Source organism: Alkalithermobacter paradoxus (assembly GCA_002029295.1).
In the GTDB taxonomy this organism is placed as follows: Bacteria; Bacillota; Clostridia; order Peptostreptococcales; family Peptostreptococcaceae; genus Alkalithermobacter; species Alkalithermobacter paradoxus.
In genome coordinates this window covers 69,427-85,808 of sequence record MZGW01000004.1, presented here as the reverse complement: position 1 = coordinate 85,808, position 16,382 = coordinate 69,427, and the positions used below count along the sequence as shown (strand labels likewise).

The 16,382-nt window shown below is 28.5% G+C and carries 18 protein-coding genes and 1 tRNA gene; 6 read left to right on the top strand and 13 right to left on the bottom strand.

Going from position 1 to position 16,382, the window contains the following annotated elements; all coding sequences use genetic code 11:
- Positions 1 to 36 precede the first annotated feature (36 nt).
- Positions 37 to 990 (bottom strand): GPR endopeptidase, encoded by a 954-nt coding sequence (gene gpr / locus CLOTH_RS06700; protein ID WP_079412364.1) that lies wholly within the window; start codon positions 988 to 990, stop codon positions 37 to 39.
- Positions 991 to 1,269: 279 nt separating this feature from the next.
- Between gpr and rpsT the strand changes: the two genes are divergently transcribed.
- Positions 1,270 to 1,539 carry a 30S ribosomal protein S20 gene (gene rpsT / locus CLOTH_RS06695; protein ID WP_079412362.1) on the top strand — a complete coding sequence of 90 codons (270 nt, stop codon included), beginning with the start codon at positions 1,270 to 1,272 and terminating at the stop codon, positions 1,537 to 1,539.
- 66 nt (positions 1,540 to 1,605) lie between these two features.
- On the opposite strand, the gene holA is transcribed toward rpsT, so the two are convergent.
- The 7 genes from holA to CLOTH_RS06660 all read right to left on the bottom strand — a co-directional run bounded on the left by holA (position 1,606) and on the right by CLOTH_RS06660 (position 7,587).
- The gene (gene holA / locus CLOTH_RS06690) at positions 1,606 to 2,637 is read right to left on the bottom strand and encodes a DNA polymerase III subunit delta (RefSeq protein WP_079412360.1); all 1,032 of its coding nucleotides are present in this window, start codon (positions 2,635 to 2,637) and stop codon (positions 1,606 to 1,608) included.
- Complete coding sequence (locus CLOTH_RS06685; protein ID WP_079412358.1) at positions 2,591 to 3,889, bottom strand: ComEC/Rec2 family competence protein; 1,299 nt, start codon at positions 3,887 to 3,889, stop codon at positions 2,591 to 2,593. The genes holA and CLOTH_RS06685 overlap by 47 nt, the downstream gene beginning before the upstream one ends.
- Positions 3,879 to 4,616 (bottom strand): MBL fold metallo-hydrolase, encoded by a 738-nt coding sequence (locus CLOTH_RS06680; protein ID WP_158080480.1) that lies wholly within the window; start codon positions 4,614 to 4,616, stop codon positions 3,879 to 3,881. Before CLOTH_RS06680 ends, CLOTH_RS06685 begins: the two co-directional genes overlap by 11 nt.
- 95 nt (positions 4,617 to 4,711) lie before the next feature.
- On the bottom strand, positions 4,712 to 5,221 hold the full coding sequence (locus CLOTH_RS06675; protein ID WP_079412353.1) for an ECF transporter S component: 510 nt from the start codon (positions 5,219 to 5,221) through the stop codon (positions 4,712 to 4,714).
- An 83-nt stretch (positions 5,222 to 5,304) separates the two neighbouring features.
- On the bottom strand, positions 5,305 to 5,541 hold the full coding sequence (locus CLOTH_RS06670) for a hypothetical protein (protein WP_079412351.1): 237 nt from the start codon (positions 5,539 to 5,541) through the stop codon (positions 5,305 to 5,307).
- A 56-nt stretch (positions 5,542 to 5,597) separates the two neighbouring features.
- Positions 5,598 to 6,755, bottom strand: coding sequence for a GNAT family N-acetyltransferase (locus CLOTH_RS06665; RefSeq protein WP_079412349.1), 1,158 nt, complete (start codon positions 6,753 to 6,755; stop codon positions 5,598 to 5,600).
- A gap of 1 nt (position 6,756) precedes the next feature.
- A complete protein-coding gene (locus CLOTH_RS06660) occupies positions 6,757 to 7,587 on the bottom strand; it encodes a DUF2156 domain-containing protein (RefSeq protein ID WP_079412347.1) in 831 nt (276 codons plus the stop codon).
- A 183-nt stretch (positions 7,588 to 7,770) separates the two neighbouring features.
- Between CLOTH_RS06660 and CLOTH_RS06655 the strand changes: the two genes are divergently transcribed.
- Complete coding sequence (locus tag CLOTH_RS06655; RefSeq protein WP_408605816.1) at positions 7,771 to 8,670, top strand: ComEC/Rec2 family competence protein; 900 nt, start codon at positions 7,771 to 7,773, stop codon at positions 8,668 to 8,670.
- A gap of 8 nt (positions 8,671 to 8,678) precedes the next feature.
- Positions 8,679 to 8,894 (top strand): DUF3006 domain-containing protein, encoded by a 216-nt coding sequence (locus tag CLOTH_RS06650; protein WP_079412346.1) that lies wholly within the window; start codon positions 8,679 to 8,681, stop codon positions 8,892 to 8,894.
- 18 nt (positions 8,895 to 8,912) lie between these two features.
- Here CLOTH_RS06650 and CLOTH_RS06645 read toward each other — a convergent pair whose 3' ends face one another.
- Both CLOTH_RS06645 and CLOTH_RS06640 read right to left on the bottom strand, forming a co-directional pair.
- Positions 8,913 to 9,941, bottom strand: a complete 1,029-nt coding sequence (locus CLOTH_RS06645; protein ID WP_331722042.1) for a sodium:calcium antiporter — start codon at positions 9,939 to 9,941, stop codon at positions 8,913 to 8,915.
- 85 nt (positions 9,942 to 10,026) lie between these two features.
- Entirely contained in the window at positions 10,027 to 11,136 is a 1,110-nt protein-coding gene (locus CLOTH_RS06640) for a cysteine protease StiP family protein (RefSeq protein ID WP_079412345.1), read from the bottom strand.
- A gap of 150 nt (positions 11,137 to 11,286) precedes the next feature.
- Here CLOTH_RS06640 and CLOTH_RS06635 point away from each other — a divergent pair, with 150 nt between their 5' ends.
- Both CLOTH_RS06635 and CLOTH_RS06630 read left to right on the top strand, forming a co-directional pair.
- On the top strand, positions 11,287 to 11,877 hold the full coding sequence (locus CLOTH_RS06635; RefSeq protein WP_079412343.1) for a hypothetical protein: 591 nt from the start codon (positions 11,287 to 11,289) through the stop codon (positions 11,875 to 11,877).
- A gap of 45 nt (positions 11,878 to 11,922) precedes the next feature.
- Complete coding sequence (locus CLOTH_RS06630) at positions 11,923 to 12,720, top strand: hypothetical protein (protein WP_079412342.1); 798 nt, start codon at positions 11,923 to 11,925, stop codon at positions 12,718 to 12,720.
- 34 nt (positions 12,721 to 12,754) lie between these two features.
- On the opposite strand, the gene CLOTH_RS06625 is transcribed toward CLOTH_RS06630, so the two are convergent.
- A tRNA-Sec gene (locus tag CLOTH_RS06625) sits at positions 12,755 to 12,851 on the bottom strand.
- A 170-nt stretch (positions 12,852 to 13,021) separates the two neighbouring features.
- Here CLOTH_RS06625 and CLOTH_RS06620 point away from each other — a divergent pair.
- Positions 13,022 to 14,101, top strand: coding sequence for a nucleoside hydrolase (locus tag CLOTH_RS06620; protein ID WP_079412340.1), 1,080 nt, complete (start codon positions 13,022 to 13,024; stop codon positions 14,099 to 14,101).
- A 28-nt stretch (positions 14,102 to 14,129) separates the two neighbouring features.
- Here the strand turns inward: CLOTH_RS06620 and CLOTH_RS06615 are convergent, their stop codons facing one another.
- Both CLOTH_RS06615 and CLOTH_RS06610 read right to left on the bottom strand, forming a co-directional pair.
- Entirely contained in the window at positions 14,130 to 15,029 is a 900-nt protein-coding gene (locus CLOTH_RS06615; protein WP_079412339.1) for a GerMN domain-containing protein, read from the bottom strand.
- Positions 15,030 to 15,043: 14 nt separating this feature from the next.
- Positions 15,044 to 16,375 (bottom strand): sensor histidine kinase, encoded by a 1,332-nt coding sequence (locus tag CLOTH_RS06610; protein WP_079412337.1) that lies wholly within the window; start codon positions 16,373 to 16,375, stop codon positions 15,044 to 15,046.
- Positions 16,376 to 16,382 lie beyond the last annotated feature (7 nt).

Below are 16,382 nucleotides of genomic sequence, written 5' to 3'. Positions count from 1 at the left end.
TCTTGTCCCATTTATATATCAATATGCTCTGATATACTAATTTATTCCTGGATGTAAAGATTTATTTATTGCAGTACTTATAACATAGGATAAATTATCTATTATCTCATCTATATCCTTTGGAGTTACTACTACATTTTGACCGTAAGGCTCTAATATATCTTTTATCAGTGAATATTTTTCTTCTTCTTTTAGTGACTTTAGCATCTTGTAAAAATCTTTGCCCTTTTTACTTTCTTGTATAAGATTGTCTATAGTGTAATCAATAACATCAGAAGTTAAAGTTGCTGCATCAACAACTGTAGGTACTCCAATAGCTATCACAGGAACATTCAAATATTCTTGATCTAATGCTTTTCTTACATTGCCTATTCCTGCACCAGGTGAAATTCCTGCTGTAGATATTTGAACAGTATTGTTAACTCTTTCTAATTTTCTAGAAGCAAGTGCATCAACTGCTATAACTACATCTGGTTTTATCATTTCAACTAAAGCTTTAACAGTTTCACTTGTTTCTATTCCAGTGATACCCATAACCCCTGGACTTAATGCTGCAACTTCATTCACATCATCATCGTATTCTTTATTGTAAGCTTCAAATAAATGTCTTGTAACTAATGTGTTAGCAACTACTTTAGGTCCTAGTGCATCAGATGTTATATTCCAGTTTCCAAGCCCTATAACTAGCGCCTTTTTATTTTTGAAATCTCCTAATAGTTTACTTAATTCTTTATGAATAGCGTCTATTATAATTTCTCTAGAATCATCATCATCAAAGCTTATTAGTTTTGATTCAATTGTTATGTAGACACCCTTTTCTTTTCCCATTATTTGTTTGCCTTCTTCATTAAAGATATCAACTCTAGTTACAGTATAGTCATTGCCTTTTTCTTGTTCTACTTTCACTCCAGGTATTTCGATATTTCTGTCTTCACTATAAAGTTCTCTTGCTTCTATAGCTAAGTCCGTTCTAATATGTTTGTTTATCAAGATAATTCCTCCTTCTATATTATGTATTTTTATTTTTGACAGAAGATAGATTTTTTATAACATATACAAGATTATATTGACCCTTAAATTACCACTTAATTTAAATATTTTTTATTCATTTTATTGGTATATTTTTCTTAAATATTGCAGATAATCTTATAGGTATATTTTCTGAAAGTAATTAATATATATTTCTTCTTGATTTTTATTTTCTTTTCTGATAAAATCTACTTTGTTGACATTGAAGAAATGTATCTCGCTTACAAGGGGGTGAACACGTTGGCAAACATAAAATCAGCTAAGAAAAGAATTAATGTAATAGCTAAGAAAACTGAATTAAATAGAGCTAGAAAATCTCAAGTTAAAACAGCTATAAGAAGATTTGAAGAAGCTTTAATGGCTGGAAATATAGAGGAAGCTACAATAAAATTCAGATTTGCTGAGAAGAAGATATCTCAAGTTGCAGCTAAAGGAACTTTACACAAAAATGCTGCTGCTAGAAAAATCTCTAAGTTAGCTAAGAGATTAAACGCTGCTACTCAAGCTTAGTATTGTACTTATTTCAATCGGACCGTGTCAATTATAAACCCCAGGATATCCTGGGGTTTTTTGATATTATATACATAAACTAGTTATAAGCATTTCTAATGCTATTTTGTCCTTTATCAATCCATTTTTTATACAAAAGTCTGTTTGTATACATTCATTTAGAGTCTTTACTATAGCACTTTCATCGAACACATCACTTTGTTTTAATGCTTTTGTAACTACATATGGATGAAGCCCTAACTTCTGGGCAATAATTTTTGATGAGTAGCCCTTTACCTGAAGTTCTTTACACTGCATTATTATTCTAAACTGTCTTGCTATCATCGATAATACCATCAAAGATGATTCACCTTCAGATATTATATCATTTAGTATCTTCACTCCTAAGGTACAGTTTTTGTTTCCTATAGCTTCTATAAGTTTAAATATATCATTATCGACTTTTTTTGTAGACAGCTCATCGATGATTTCTTTTGTAACTTTATTTTCTCTTCCAACAAAAGAACTTATCTTTATTATCTCATTTTCAAGATCAGAAAGTGTCTTTGTAGAGTTTTTATTTTCATAATCTTGAACTGACAAAAAGTATATTAATTCTTTGTAATCTATTATACTTTTATAATTCTTAAACTTTTTATCCGCCCACTTTAGAAGGTCATTTCCTCTTAATTTATCGCAATTAACTAAAAGTCCATTACTTTGAATTTCTTTTACTATCTTCTTTCTTTTATCAATATCTCCATACACTATAAATATAAGAGTAGATGTTTGTGGCATATTGCTAAAATATCTTATCAGTTCTTCTTCATCTTCATTAGAAAAATTTCTTTTCTTTCCTTTCAAGAGTTCAAAGTCCTTAACTATAATTATTTTTCTTTCATCCATAAATGGAAAAGTCTCTACACTCCCTATAAGTGTATCTAAATTAATTTCTTTTCCATCCATTACAGAAAAGTTAAAATCTAGGAATGATTCATTTAAATTTTGTTTAGCTACTTTAAATACGTTATCAAGCAAGTATGATTCTTTGCCATAAAACAAGTATAATCTTTTATATACTCCTTTTTTCATATCCTTTATTATATCCGTGTACTCCATTTTTTTGCTCCTTTATCGTCTTCACTTCTTTGTATATCATATAAATTGATATAATTATATAATATAACACAATCAACATTAGACTTGAACTGTTAAATTCAATATGAGAGTATCTAACACTTGCTAAGTATTCTACAATAATAAGTATGTATTTTATAAATACTAAATTTATGTTAGCAATCAAAAAGGCTAAATTTGTGTTAATTATACTTAAAAGTATGCTAGTTATAGACAGTATTATTATAAAGCCTACAACCCCTAATATAAGTAAATTAGCTAATACTGATATTATAGAAAAAATCCTATAATTATAATAAATTATAGGCCATGTCAATATTGATGCAGATAGCGAGACTGATATCAAAGGATATTTAACATATTTGTCTATAGTCTTATAAAAGTAAGATATAGAAAGTACAGCCATAAATGAAAGCTGAAAACTTAAATTATATATTATAAATGGGTTTTTGATTATTAGTAAAGTTCCTACTAATGATAAGCTACATATAATATCATATTCTCTTTCTATAAGTGATGCTATATATATCATCATTATAAATATAGTGGCCCTAACTATTGAAGGAGTAAAACCAACAATAAAGCAATAAAATATCAAAGCCGTACAAATAAGTATAAATCTATATTCTTTCTTTATTCCTCTAGTTAAAAATGTAAGTACTCCACCTATTATACCTACATGTAATCCTGATAATGCAATTATATGTGATGTTCCAGTCTTTGAAAAATTATCAATAATATATTTATCTATATCAGTTTTATCTCCTAAAATCAGTGCATATAGGAATGGTGAATATGCTTTATAAAGTAAATTTATTCTTTCTTTAATATAGTTTTTGAAATTGTTAGCAATGTAATATATATTGTTTTTTTCTTTTATAACTTTTACACTACTGACTACTACAATACCCCTATATCCTTTTGATTTTAAGTATAATCCATAATCAAAATCATCAAATTTCAAGTCATCTATAGATTGAAATCTTCCATTTATATCAACTTTAAAACCAACCTTTATATTCTCACTTTTATTAAAATCCCTAACCAAAATATTCCCGATATGATATTGAAAGTATTTATCTTTATATTCTATATTTTTTATTATCCCACTTATTTTTACACTTTCTTTATCGTGGACAGCAAAAGGATCTTTGTATATTTTAGTATATACAAAGACAAATAGTAAGCCTATACAAAATACCAATAAAATAGGTCTTCTAACATTAGATATCATATGAGGTGTTTTCTGTTGCTATTTTAAGGTTTCCAGAATAATAATTCTTAGCTTCTTTAAATATATCTTCAATATCATTTTCTGGGTATATATGGGTTAAAATTAAGCTTTTTACATTTGAAACTTGAGCTATTTGGGCAGCTTCTTTTGATGATAAATGAGGTGTAGTTGAGGTTTTTTGACTATCTAATATACCACCTTCACATAAAAGCATATCGCTTTGGTCTACTATATTCTCAATTTCCTTAAAATAAGCTGTATCTCCAGTATATACAAACTTCTTCCCTTTGTACTTTATACTTGTAAGGTAGCATTCAACAGGATGATTTGTCTTATGAAACGTTATATTTAAACCGTTTAAACTTATTTCTTGTTTATCTGTTATTGTGTTTACTTCGTATACATTTTTGTAGTTTATCTCATTATAGAACTTAGTAGGAGTTGAAGGACAATAAACAGGTATTCCTTTTTTGATAGTTTTGTTCATTAATTGTATTTGAAGTAGATACCTTAAAACTAATAAATCACTCATATGATCTGCATGAAGATGTGATATTATTATTCCTGTCAAATCTTGTGCTTTATGTCCAAGGCTTAAATATTTACTTAAAACTCCATTTCCAAGATCTAAGAGCAATTTATTTCCTTCCCACTCTATTAAATAACCTGAACAAGCACCTCCAGCTTTAGGGTATGGCCCATAGGCACCTATAATAGTCAATTTCAATATTCTCACTCCCTCTAAATATATTATATTGATTATTATACCAATTTATTGAAATATAATAACAATTAAAGAAGCTGTGCTAAATTTAGCACAGCCTATACCTTAGATTTTATGTTATTTCTGAAATATGATGTGTTACCTATAGCAATAGCAATCGGAACACCTATTGCAATACTGCTAGCACCCTGTATTATATTTCCTGGTATGTCTTTTAAAGAAACTGCAAAATCATAAAGCACTCCGCCTGCAATATAGTATCCAATAATCATTATAGCTGCTCCAGCCAATGTTCCAAATACCATTCTTCCTTTGCTTAGAGATTTTCTTACGATATATCCAACTACAAATCCTTCAAGTCCTTTTATTACTAAAGTAAATGGAGCCCAATGTGCATATCCAAGCAATATATCTGCAAGAGCAGATCCTATTCCTCCAGCAATCATACCTACCGTTGGTCCAAACAATATTGAAGTTATAAATATCATACTATCTCCTATATTGACAAACCCATTTGTAGCTGGCATAGGAATATTTATAACCATTGTTCCTACACACACAAGTGCTACCATAACGGCTGTAAGTGTTAATTTTTTTGTTCTTTCCATCTTGAATCCCCCTTTATATTTTTCATAATGAAATTATATCAGGGTGATCGTTATGCAACAACATAAATTGCATCGGTACAATTTCACTTTTTTACTATAGATTTGCATCCTGAGAATAATCCACTTGATGTGAGTCCTGCTATTACTCCTTTTAAAACTCTCTCCTTTACATCTATAGATGTATCATAAAATATCGATATACCTATACCTAAAAAAAGTGCCAATAGCGGGGCATATCTACTTGGAAATCCAGCTGTTTTTGCCGCTTGAGTCAGACCAATTATAATTGAAATTATTATAGGATTAGCATAATATTCCATAATTTCACCTCCTATAATAAATTTATTCAAAAAGAAAAAAAAAGACCCTAAGGCCTTTATACATATTCATTAATATAATTAACTTTTATGTTAAAGATATCTTCTAACATGTCTAGATATTTTGTATCTTTATAGCATATCTTTCCTAAGAATACTGCTTCTTTTGTTGTAGAGTATGAAAATGCTAGCTGACTTAATGTGTTTATATCTATTTTTATATCATACTCTTTATCTGTTTTATTTATTTGTACTTTTCCATTACATATATCTATATTAAACGTTTTGTTATTTTCGTCTATAAAATTATCTTCTATTTTTAATTTTAGGTTACAGTTAATTTTATCTAGGTCTAAAGTTTTGATAAATTCTTCAAAGTTTATTATTCTTCCCATCATAAATGGTTTTATCTTTATCTCTATATCTTTTAAATTAGATATTATACATTTTATTTTATCGTCTATAGGAGTCGTTATTGATACATTCTTAAACTGTGTATTATGATTGTATATAAATTTAAGAAAAGATTTGAGAGTTTGTATGTTCTTATAAAAAATCTCCCTTACGAAAATTTTATCTTCTAATAAGAAATATATCATATATCCGTCAAATTCTTCTGATTTGTGAAGATATATATGTCCATTTTCACATTCTATTTCCTTGAATAAATTTTCAAAATAATACTTATCTCTCACTGTAAATCCATTTTTATCTTTCATTGAAAAGTTATATATATCTATTAAAGCATCCACATCTTCTATTTTTGCTTTTTTAAACTCACCGCTTATCTTAAAATTGCCTAGAGTTTCAATTTGGATTAAATATTCTAATTGATCATAACAGTGTTCATATCCATATGGTCTGTAAAGTCTATAGTCTATTGGCATAAGTATAGATATTAGCTGATTTCTTCTATATAATTCTCTCAAAGCTTCGCTCATTAAAATTCTCATAGACCCTTTTCCTCTTGCCTGCGCAAGGGTAGATACTCCTACTATGTATGATGTATCATAGACTTTGTTATTGAGAACTATTTTGTATTGATTCATTTGCAAAGATGATATTATTTCTTCTTCATTTTCTACAACTAAAGTATTTTCTTCCTTATATTTATTTTGAAAGTAATAGTTAAAGAAGCCATCAGGATCATTAAAACAGTATTTCCAGATATTTTTTATTTGCTCTAAATCATCTTTTCTAGCTATTCTAACGTTCATATTAATCCTCCAGCACAGTATATTTATGAACTAACCTATATGGATAATACGACAACTTTGCTTTTCTAAGACCTTCTATTCCAAGATCTTCTTCTCTATTTACAAATTCCACATCTGGAAATTCATTTTCAAGGAATGTTTTATTTATCATAGGATAAAGTCCTCTTATCTCTCCATTTGCTTTTTCAATATGAATTACAGCCATATTAGGATTTAGATATTCACCTATAGAAAATGCTTCTAGATTTCCATCTATATATATTCCACCTATTTTAACATCTAACTTTTCATAATTGTCTAGTACCTTTTGTATTGCTATTCTTTCGGTTTGCAAAGTCGTTTTATCTTCCTTATCTATCATCCATTTATCTAACAAAGCTAAGCAATCATTAAAGTCTTCTTTTCCTAGAGATTTATAATAATACCTATTTTCGTATTCCTTAATAAATGCATTTATATGATTTCTTTTTTTGTGATATTTTCTTCCGTTTAAAGTCCTAAGATCTTCTCCTAAGTATACATAATCAAAATAGTCTCTTTCTTCTATATACTTAAATTTCCCCTTGTAGTTTTCTTCTAAGAATTCTACAAATTCTTCAGTGGCCGCTCTTAACTGAAATTTTATATTATTTTCTTTGAAATATTTACGTATAAAATCAAATACCTTGCCTAAGTTTTGTTTTTGTGCAAGTGGTATAACAGTGAATTTATGGTCGTCATACTCTCCTATTAAAACTGCAAAGTCTTTTTCTCTGTAGTACATGGTATTATATATGTGCTCAAACATATATATAGTTGTAAAGCAGTATTCGCAAGCCTCATAGTCTACCATTTTAAAGTACGGTTGTAGTATATCTTTTGAGTTAATATCTATTTTTGAAAAAATACTAATCTACCTCCTTTAATATTACTTTATTAGTATATCATAATATATAAATTCACTCAAGCACTCTAGAATTTTCTAAGTTGCGTCACATTATATATTTCCTTATTTTTATGCTATAATCAAAACGAGGTGATATTTTTGAAAGAAATATTAATAGCTTTATTAATTTTAGTACTACTATTATTGATTGGGTGTGAAAGTCTAGATGCTTCTAGACAAATTAATGAATTGACTCTAAATCAACCTTTAAGTGTTCACTTTATAGATGTTGGTCAGGGAGATTCTACACTTATTATTACCCCAGATAATAAAACGATGCTAATAGATGCTGGTGATAACAATTCAGGCAAAACTGTCCATGATTACCTAAAAAAACATAATATAAATAAGATAGATGTTTTAATAGGAACTCATCCTGATGCGGACCATATAGGAGGTCTAGATTATATTATTCATAATTTTGAGATTGGTGATTTTTATATGCCTAGAAAATCTCATACCACTAAGACTTTTAAAGACGTATTAGTAGCTGCTAAAAACAAAGGATTAAAAATAAAAGAAGGTAAATATGGCGTTAACTTTAACTTAGGAGATTATGTTATTTGTAAGATGCTAAATCCTGTTAATGTCTATGGTGATAATAATAATTTATGGTCAATAGTTGTGAAATTAGAGTATGACCAAAAGAGTTTTATGTTTACCGGAGATGCAGAATATCCTAATGAAATTGATATGATCAATTCTGGGTCTAATCTAAAATCTAATATACTAAAATTAGGTCACCACGGAAGTTCATCTTCTACATCTGAGGATTTTTTAAGAGCAGTTTCTCCACATATTGCAGTTGTGTCTTGTAAATATAAAAATCAGTATGGACATCCTCATAAAGAAGTTTTAGATATCTTAAAAAATTGTAACATACCTCTTTATAGAACTGATGAGCAAGGTACTATAGTTTTTTTCAGTGATGGAAAGAAAATATGGACAGATAAAAAACCAGGCACTTATAACTATTATGGAAATAGGTAGGTGATATAATGAAAGGAATAATAGATAGATTCGAAACAAATGTAGCAATAGTTGAGCTAGAAAATAAAGAATTTATTCACATAAGTAAGGATATACTCCCTCACAACTGTAAAGAAGGAGATGTAATATTCTTATTAAGAGATGGTAAAGTTAAAATAGATTACATTGAAACAGAAAAGTTAAAAAAAGATATAGATAATTTAATAGACGAATTATTTGAATAAGCCTGTCAAATGACAGGCTTATTGTTGTAAATGCATAGGTATGATATTAAGAGCAACAGCCGTTACATACGCTACAAATATTAAATATACAAGAAGCATTAAATATCCATCTTTTTTGTCTATTCCTTCCTTTTTAAGAAGTATGCAAGATGTTACTACCATAGATATTAATAAGAATTCATATGTAACCAAACTCTGACCAAAACTAACCGCTAAGTCTTTCCCAGCTATTATAATCGGAACCCCTAGACATATACATATATTAAAAATATTAGATCCTACAGCATTAGAAATAGCTCCATCAACATCTCCTCTTCTAGCAGACTTTACTGATAAAAGGCTATCCGGAATTGATGTGCATGCTGCTAAAATTATAACTGAAACTAAAAATGGCGGTATATTAAATGTGCTTGAGATAACAAGAGCAGATTTTACTATAGCTTCACAACATATCCATATTATTGTAGAAGTTGTAATTAAAGTAACTATAATTTCAAGATTTCCCATATTCAAATCTTCATCATCTTCTGTATTTGAAAAATTCCTAAGATTTTTTCTATACTTAAGAGTTTCAATGTAAAGTACTATTATATAACATACATAAATACTAACTAATATCATCCCAGCAAAGACAGTTAGTTTACCAAAGTAAGTGAAAAAACATAGGGTAAGTATCGAAGCTGTATAAAAAAACATATCCCTATATATACCATGCCTTTCTACCGTAAGTACACTTTTGCCTTTATATGCTAAAATACTAAGCATAGGTATTAGTAAAATATTGAACATTCCTGAACCAGCTATTGTAGGTATTCCTATATTTCCAAAATCCTTATAAATTAAAACAGCAATCATTGCTGTTGAAAATTCTGGGAATGAAGAACTAGTTGCATCAAAAATAGCTCCTCTTACAGTATTCGGTACTCTTAGCTTAACCCCCAAAGTTCTCAGAGCATCACCTAACTTATCTGCTGCTTTATTTATTATGTACGACATAGTAAATAATACGATTATTGCTACCCAATAGTTGTTTATCCAAGCAAACAAATATATCCCCCCATCCACATACTTTTAGTGGTCATCATTCTTAATGCATAATATTTAATATGTTAGAGTTCTTTTTAATATACCTTTATTCAGCAAATGTAACTAATGCACAACATAAATAATTCATATCTTTATAAATTTCAATTGGGATACCTCTGTCCTTTGCAAGTAGCAAAACGTATTTAACATTTGGATTATTTATATCACTTACTAGTATCTTGTAGGGTATTTTTCTTAGAAGAACTCTAGTTGTTTCTCCTATGCCTGCTTTTATTTTCCTTATACTATCTACCCCAAACCTTTTTTGAATATCAATTAGATCCTCTCTTGCAGTCTTTATATTTATATCTGTATACTTATCCCCTGACTTTGTATCTATCTTTTCGAATAATTCACTTATATAATCAACAAAATAATTAGAACAATCTATGTCTTTCCAATTTGAATAATATTTAGCTCCATGAAAATCATGCTTAGATATAATTTTATCATCTAAAAACGTTCTGCTAATCAACCCCGACCCTGTTGAGTTTAGACATGCTGATGGAATTAAAAAGTCTTCTCTAGTTCCATATATCTTAGCACATCTACCTACATCACTTAAAACAGCTAATCCTGAATCTATATCTACTTCGTATTTCATATTAAACTCTCTACAAGCTTTCTCTAAAGTATGATTAACTACACCTTTTCCTGTCCATGCATCAATAAATTGTATATTTGTTGATTTATGCTTATTGATTATATATATCAATGCATTCTCGTCTAGTCCCTTATCTCTTATTATTGATAGGCTATAGTGAGGACAATCTATATTGTATTTGTATTTTATATATCTTTTAGCTAATACACCTACAGGTGTACCTCCTCTAGCAAGTGATACTAATATTACATCATTTCCTTTATTTTTAAGTATTTGTTCACAAATTCTTAATGTATTAACTGCAACCTTCATAGCGTTCTCTTTTAAGCTTTCATAAAAAATATTCATATACTCATCTGATGGGGTATCTTCAAATGGAAGCATTTGTGAATAGTGAACTCCATCGTTAATATCTTCTTCTCTTTCCTTATCATCCTTTTCGGTAACTAAATGTGAAATATCTTTTAGCAAAAATATACAGTCTTCTTCTTTATAACTACCTATATAAGTTGGACTTTGTATATATATAGCTTCTTTAATTATTTTTTCCATATCTTCCTCCTTTTCAAAAACTAAAAATACACCGATTAAACAATTATATTTATGTAAGAGTATATATATGCAAGTATCATCACTATTTATATCTAAATTGAGAATAGTAAGGCTTTAATTTAGATATATTATATAAAGGTGGTGATAATTATGATAAAGGTATCTTCTGCTTCTACAACCCGAATTCAATCGATGTATGTAAACAAAAGCATATCTCCAAATTCTATAAGCAAAATAAAACAAGTATCAAAAGCTAATAAAGTAAATAATAATCTAAATGGATACAATCCTAATTTTATGCTTTGGACAGATTATTTTTATAACAACTTAAAACATGGCAACTCTAACCTTCATAATCAAAATTCCAATATACAGCCTAGCTCAAATGATAACCTTCTAGAAATCTTCCAAAAACTAATACAAAATTTTAATACCTTTATATACTATCTAAAAAAATTAGATTCTAAAAATCACTACACAAAAGAAATCAATAATATATTAAACGAAAATAAAGCATCTCTTTCTCTTATAGGAATATCACTTAATAAATATGGTTACATTTCTCTAAATGAAGGTATGTTCTGTCTAGTAAATTCTACAAATAAAGAGTACATACTATCTTTTCTTAATCCTGAAGATGGATTAGTTATATCTATATATAAAAAATGTAAATGTATTATAGATGAAATAAGCAAAGAATATAGTTTCAAAGAAGGAATACTTTTTGACAAAAAATATTAGAATAAAGTTCACCCCCATATTCATAGGTATATAGGGGGTGATTTATTGAAAAAAGTAATCTATGTTTTAATATTACTAATTATCGCTAATGCTTTTTCTATTTCTGTAAGATCATATAACAATGTTATACCTAAAAGTACTGTTGAAAATTACATAGCAATTCCTGATGACAGTGTTCAAAAGCAAAATCTAAAAAAAGACATAATAAAATCTATTCTTAATGCTACTGGGTATTCTAAGTGGGAAGAATATATAGATTATATAGATCTAAAAATTTATAAGGGAAATGTAATTCCAAACGGAAAAGAAAATATAGTATTTGCTTTAAATCTATCTAAAGATACTGCTCTAGTTGCAGTGTATGAGCAAATGAATGATCTTTCCTATTATTACAAAAACAAAATTACAAATATAGTTCCAGTAAAAGATATAAAGTTTTTTAAGAACTTTTTAATAATTGAACAAATTCTAGATGAAAGAGTTGGAGCTTTTCTGATAGATAATTTTATTCAAATATTTTATTACGATGATGACAATACTTTTAAAAGTGTACTAAAAAAATCTGTAAATTACGAGGAGGCTTATAAAGCTATCTGGATAGATAAAAATGCTCCAGATAATCTGTGGAACAAAACCACATTGACTTCTTCTGTAGACTATTTAGATGAAGACCCTATAAAAATACTATATATAGCTACTACTACAAATTATAAAGGACTGTCACCTAATTTCCCTAAAGTAGAAGACTTTAAAAAAGAAAGTGAAAAAACTGAAAAATATTTATATGTATGGGATGCTATTGATAAGTCTTTTAAGCTGCAAGAGAAAAGTGATGTGAACTAGAAAACGACCTTCATAATGAAGGTCGTTTTTGTATTGGCGGGAATATGTGGGAATCGAACCCACCCAGGAAGCTCCTAACCCCCCGCGCTGGTTTTGAAGACCAGAGGGCACACCAGCACCCATCTACTCCCATAATTTAACTTGTCTTTACTAATAATATATCATACTTTATTTTTTTGTACAATATTTTTTCGACTACATCTTTCGACATCACGCAATAACTTATCCATATTTTTCATAAATAATTATCTAATCAAAGCAAACACTAATTAAAATACTATTTTATACAAGGAGATTTATCATGAAGAAAATATTAATTCTTACAATAGCTTCAATTTTCTTAAGTCTATCTATGCTAAGTCTTAATTTAGCAACTAGGCCAACAATGGTGTTGTCAGATGAAATTCATGATATTATATTAGATACAGACTTTTCTATGCCACCACAAGATGATGCTCTAGCAACTATAGTAGCTTTAAATTCTCCTAAAATTAATGTCCTGGGAATTACAACTGTAGCTGGAAATAATAGTTTAGAGCAAGCAACCGTAGACCTTCTTCGTTTTTTAGAAATAGTAAAAAGAGAAGATGTTCCAGTGTTTGTTGGATCTAATATGCCATTAGTTCATGAAGTAAGTGATTTTGCTAAATCTACATGGGGAAAATGGTGGTCTGATGAACCTCCTTCAATGCCATTAGGAGGATTTCCTAAAAAGAAAGCTGAAAGGCAAAGTGCAGTTGATTTTATGGTTAACACTGTAATAAATAGGCCACAAGAAATAACAATTGTAGCCATAGGTCCACTTACTAATGTAGCAAAAGCTATTCGTCAGCACCCGGACTTTGCTAAAAGTGTAAAAGAGATAATAGTTATGGGAGGTGCTATAGCTACCCTTCCTGATGGTGCTGGAAATGCAACCCCAAATGCTGAATTTAATTTTTGGGTAGATCCAGAAGCTGCTAGAGTAGTTCTTCGTTCTGGAATTCCAATTACATTGTCCCCATTAAACGTATCAAGAAAAACTAAAGGAAGCGAAACTTGGTATGAAAAAGTAGTTTCTGTTAATACACCAGTTACTTCCTTACTTAAACAAACAATGGGCCCAGAGTTTGAAAAAGATCCTGAATTTATAGACCTTATGTATGATCAGGTTGCTATTATGAGCCTTATATACCCTGATATAGTTAAAACAGTAGATCTTTATGTTGATGTAGATATAAATCATGGGATAAATTATGGTACATCTGTTGGATGGGACGGTATATGGCCGGGAGCTGAAGGAGCTAAAAAAATAAAAGTTCAGTATGACCTTGATTGGAAGAAGTTTATTGATTTATTTATAAAAGAGGTATCAAGACCTCCTATAACTAAAAACGATTAGGATTTCATATATCCTAATCGTTTATTGTTTACTGTTTTATCAAATTTTCAGCTCTTCTAAATGGTTCATTTATACTATAATGTCCTAAATTTTCTCTTTTTTCACCTTCGATTAAAAATAGTACTCCTGTTATGTTTTCAAGTTCGGTAAGAGAATTGACAATTGAGTAAATAGTCATAGTTTCTCCTGTACTTCCTCCTTGATGATTTTCAATAAATTCTTTACTAAAATTCACAGTAGCTATTCCTTTATCTTCAGAATAACTTATAAGCTTAGCTCCTTTAGGAATTATGCCATATCCACCTTCATTTGATTCTTGTATTAGTTCTTCTAATATTCTTTGACCTATACTTTCTCCCTCTCCTATCTCTATTTCCTTGACTTTTGGAAGTAGATACTCTGCATTATCATCTGGTAGATAAAGTCTTATATTTATTTTTCTATTTTTAGCTAAGTTAAATTCACTTAGAACTTTGTATGGCTCCCCACTTGGTGAAACTATACTCTTTCCTGCGACTGTTATTCTCACACCTTCAATTTCATTAAATTGAGTTAATGTATTTGTGATTGTAATTATAGCATTCATTTGAGAAATATCTGAAGAAGGAAGCAAGAATTCCTTTGAAAGATCTAAATATATTATACTATCTCTATTTTGGATAGATAATATCTTTGTATTTTCATTTATATTTCTTATCATATCTGATGAATAAGGTCCATTTATCAGTTCTTTTAGAGCATTTGAATATTTTTCTGTTTCATTTGAATATTGAATAGGTCTTATAATCCATTCTATTTTTGAATTATCTAGATTTCCGTAATAAAGCTTAATTTCTTCTTTTTTTATAGTTTCTGTAGATCTAACACTGCATCCAGCTAAAATGGCTATTATTGCGAATACCAATACACATATATAAGTCTTTTTCATATTATTATGTCCTCCTAATTTAAATCTAGTGGTAGTTTCACATAAAAGGTAGTTCCTTCTTTTTCTTTGCTCTCTACAACTATATCTCCTCCATGTAGGTCTATTAATTCCTTTGCTATGAAAAGACCAAGTCCACTTCCTCCTGTTTTTCTAGATCTTGCCTTATCTACTCTGTAAAATCTTTCAAATATTCTCCCAATGTCTTCCTGAGGTATTCCGATACCTTCATCTTTTACTTTTATAACTGCATATTTTTCTTCATTGTATAAATATATATATATATTGCTATTTTCATTACTATATTTTATTGCATTATCTAGTATATTGGTAATCGCTCTGTCTATTTTTATATTATCTACTTTTATTTGAATATTGTCTATTTCTTTATAAATAATACTAATATTTTTTTCTTTTGCTTTTAGCATCATTCTACTTATCAGCTTTTCTATTAAATAATTAATGTATGTAAGCTCTAAATTAATGTGAGATTTATTTTCATCGATATTAACTACAATCATAAGATCATCTATTATTTGTTTTATTCTATCTACTTCACCATAGATATCCATAAAGAATTCTTTGTATATATTTACATCTTCGTACGTTCCATATTTTAAAGATTCTATAAGAAGTTTTATAGAACTTAATGGAGTTTTTAGTTCATGGGATACATTGTGTACGAATTCTCTCCTTTGATGTTCTATTTGGCTTAATTTGTAGCTAATCACATTAAAATTAGAACATAACCTAGATAATTCTCCTCCACCTTCAATTTTTACTTTTTCATATAAGCTTCCCTTTGATATATTTTCAAATGCTGTATTGACTTTTTTCACTGGATATATAACAGATTTGGATATATAAAATACTACTAATAGTACAAATAGTATACATAAAACTAAAAATAATACAAATGCAAGTTTTATATAGTATAGATTTTCTAATTTATTCTCCATATATATATATCCTTGCAGCGATCCATTTAATATAATTGGAGCCATCTTAGTTATTTTGTTATCGTACATATTATACATATATCCATTTTCTTGAGTATTCCTAAATATACTTTCTTGTATTCTTGTTTTTTGAACTTCTTGTACTCCACCTTCTATAACTACAAATCTAAAGCTATCTAATATTTTGATAGAATTGCTTTTATACATATCTTGATAATAGTCTACTTTTTCTTTAATCTCTAAGCTTGATATATCTTCATAAGTTTCTATATCCTTTTTTAAAAGATCTATCTGAAATTCCATAACATCTAAATGCTCTTTTTTGTACTTGTTTTCTATATCAGTAACAAAGTAATACATAGAACCTATAAATACAAGTGTAGCTATCAAGATATAA

Coding starts and splice junctions, on each gene's coding strand:
- CLOTH_RS06665 (WP_079412349.1), bottom strand. CDS start 6,755: ATGAACGTTAGAATAGCTAGAAAAGATGATTTAGAGCAAATAAAAAAT.
- holA (WP_079412360.1), bottom strand. CDS start 2,637: ATGGAGTACACGGATATAATAAAGGATATGAAAAAAGGAGTATATAAA.
- CLOTH_RS06685 (WP_079412358.1), bottom strand. CDS start 3,889: ATGATATCTAATGTTAGAAGACCTATTTTATTGGTATTTTGTATAGGC.
- CLOTH_RS06635 (WP_079412343.1), top strand. CDS start 11,287: ATGATAAAGGTATCTTCTGCTTCTACAACCCGAATTCAATCGATGTAT.
- CLOTH_RS06670 (WP_079412351.1), bottom strand. CDS start 5,541: ATGGAATATTATGCTAATCCTATAATAATTTCAATTATAATTGGTCTG.
- CLOTH_RS06660 (WP_079412347.1), bottom strand. CDS start 7,587: ATGGTAGACTATGAGGCTTGCGAATACTGCTTTACAACTATATATATG.
- CLOTH_RS06650 (WP_079412346.1), top strand. CDS start 8,679: ATGAAAGGAATAATAGATAGATTCGAAACAAATGTAGCAATAGTTGAG.
- CLOTH_RS06620 (WP_079412340.1), top strand. CDS start 13,022: ATGAAGAAAATATTAATTCTTACAATAGCTTCAATTTTCTTAAGTCTA.
- CLOTH_RS06615 (WP_079412339.1), bottom strand. CDS start 15,029: ATGAAAAAGACTTATATATGTGTATTGGTATTCGCAATAATAGCCATT.
- CLOTH_RS06675 (WP_079412353.1), bottom strand. CDS start 5,221: ATGGAAAGAACAAAAAAATTAACACTTACAGCCGTTATGGTAGCACTT.
- CLOTH_RS06640 (WP_079412345.1), bottom strand. CDS start 11,136: ATGGAAAAAATAATTAAAGAAGCTATATATATACAAAGTCCAACTTAT.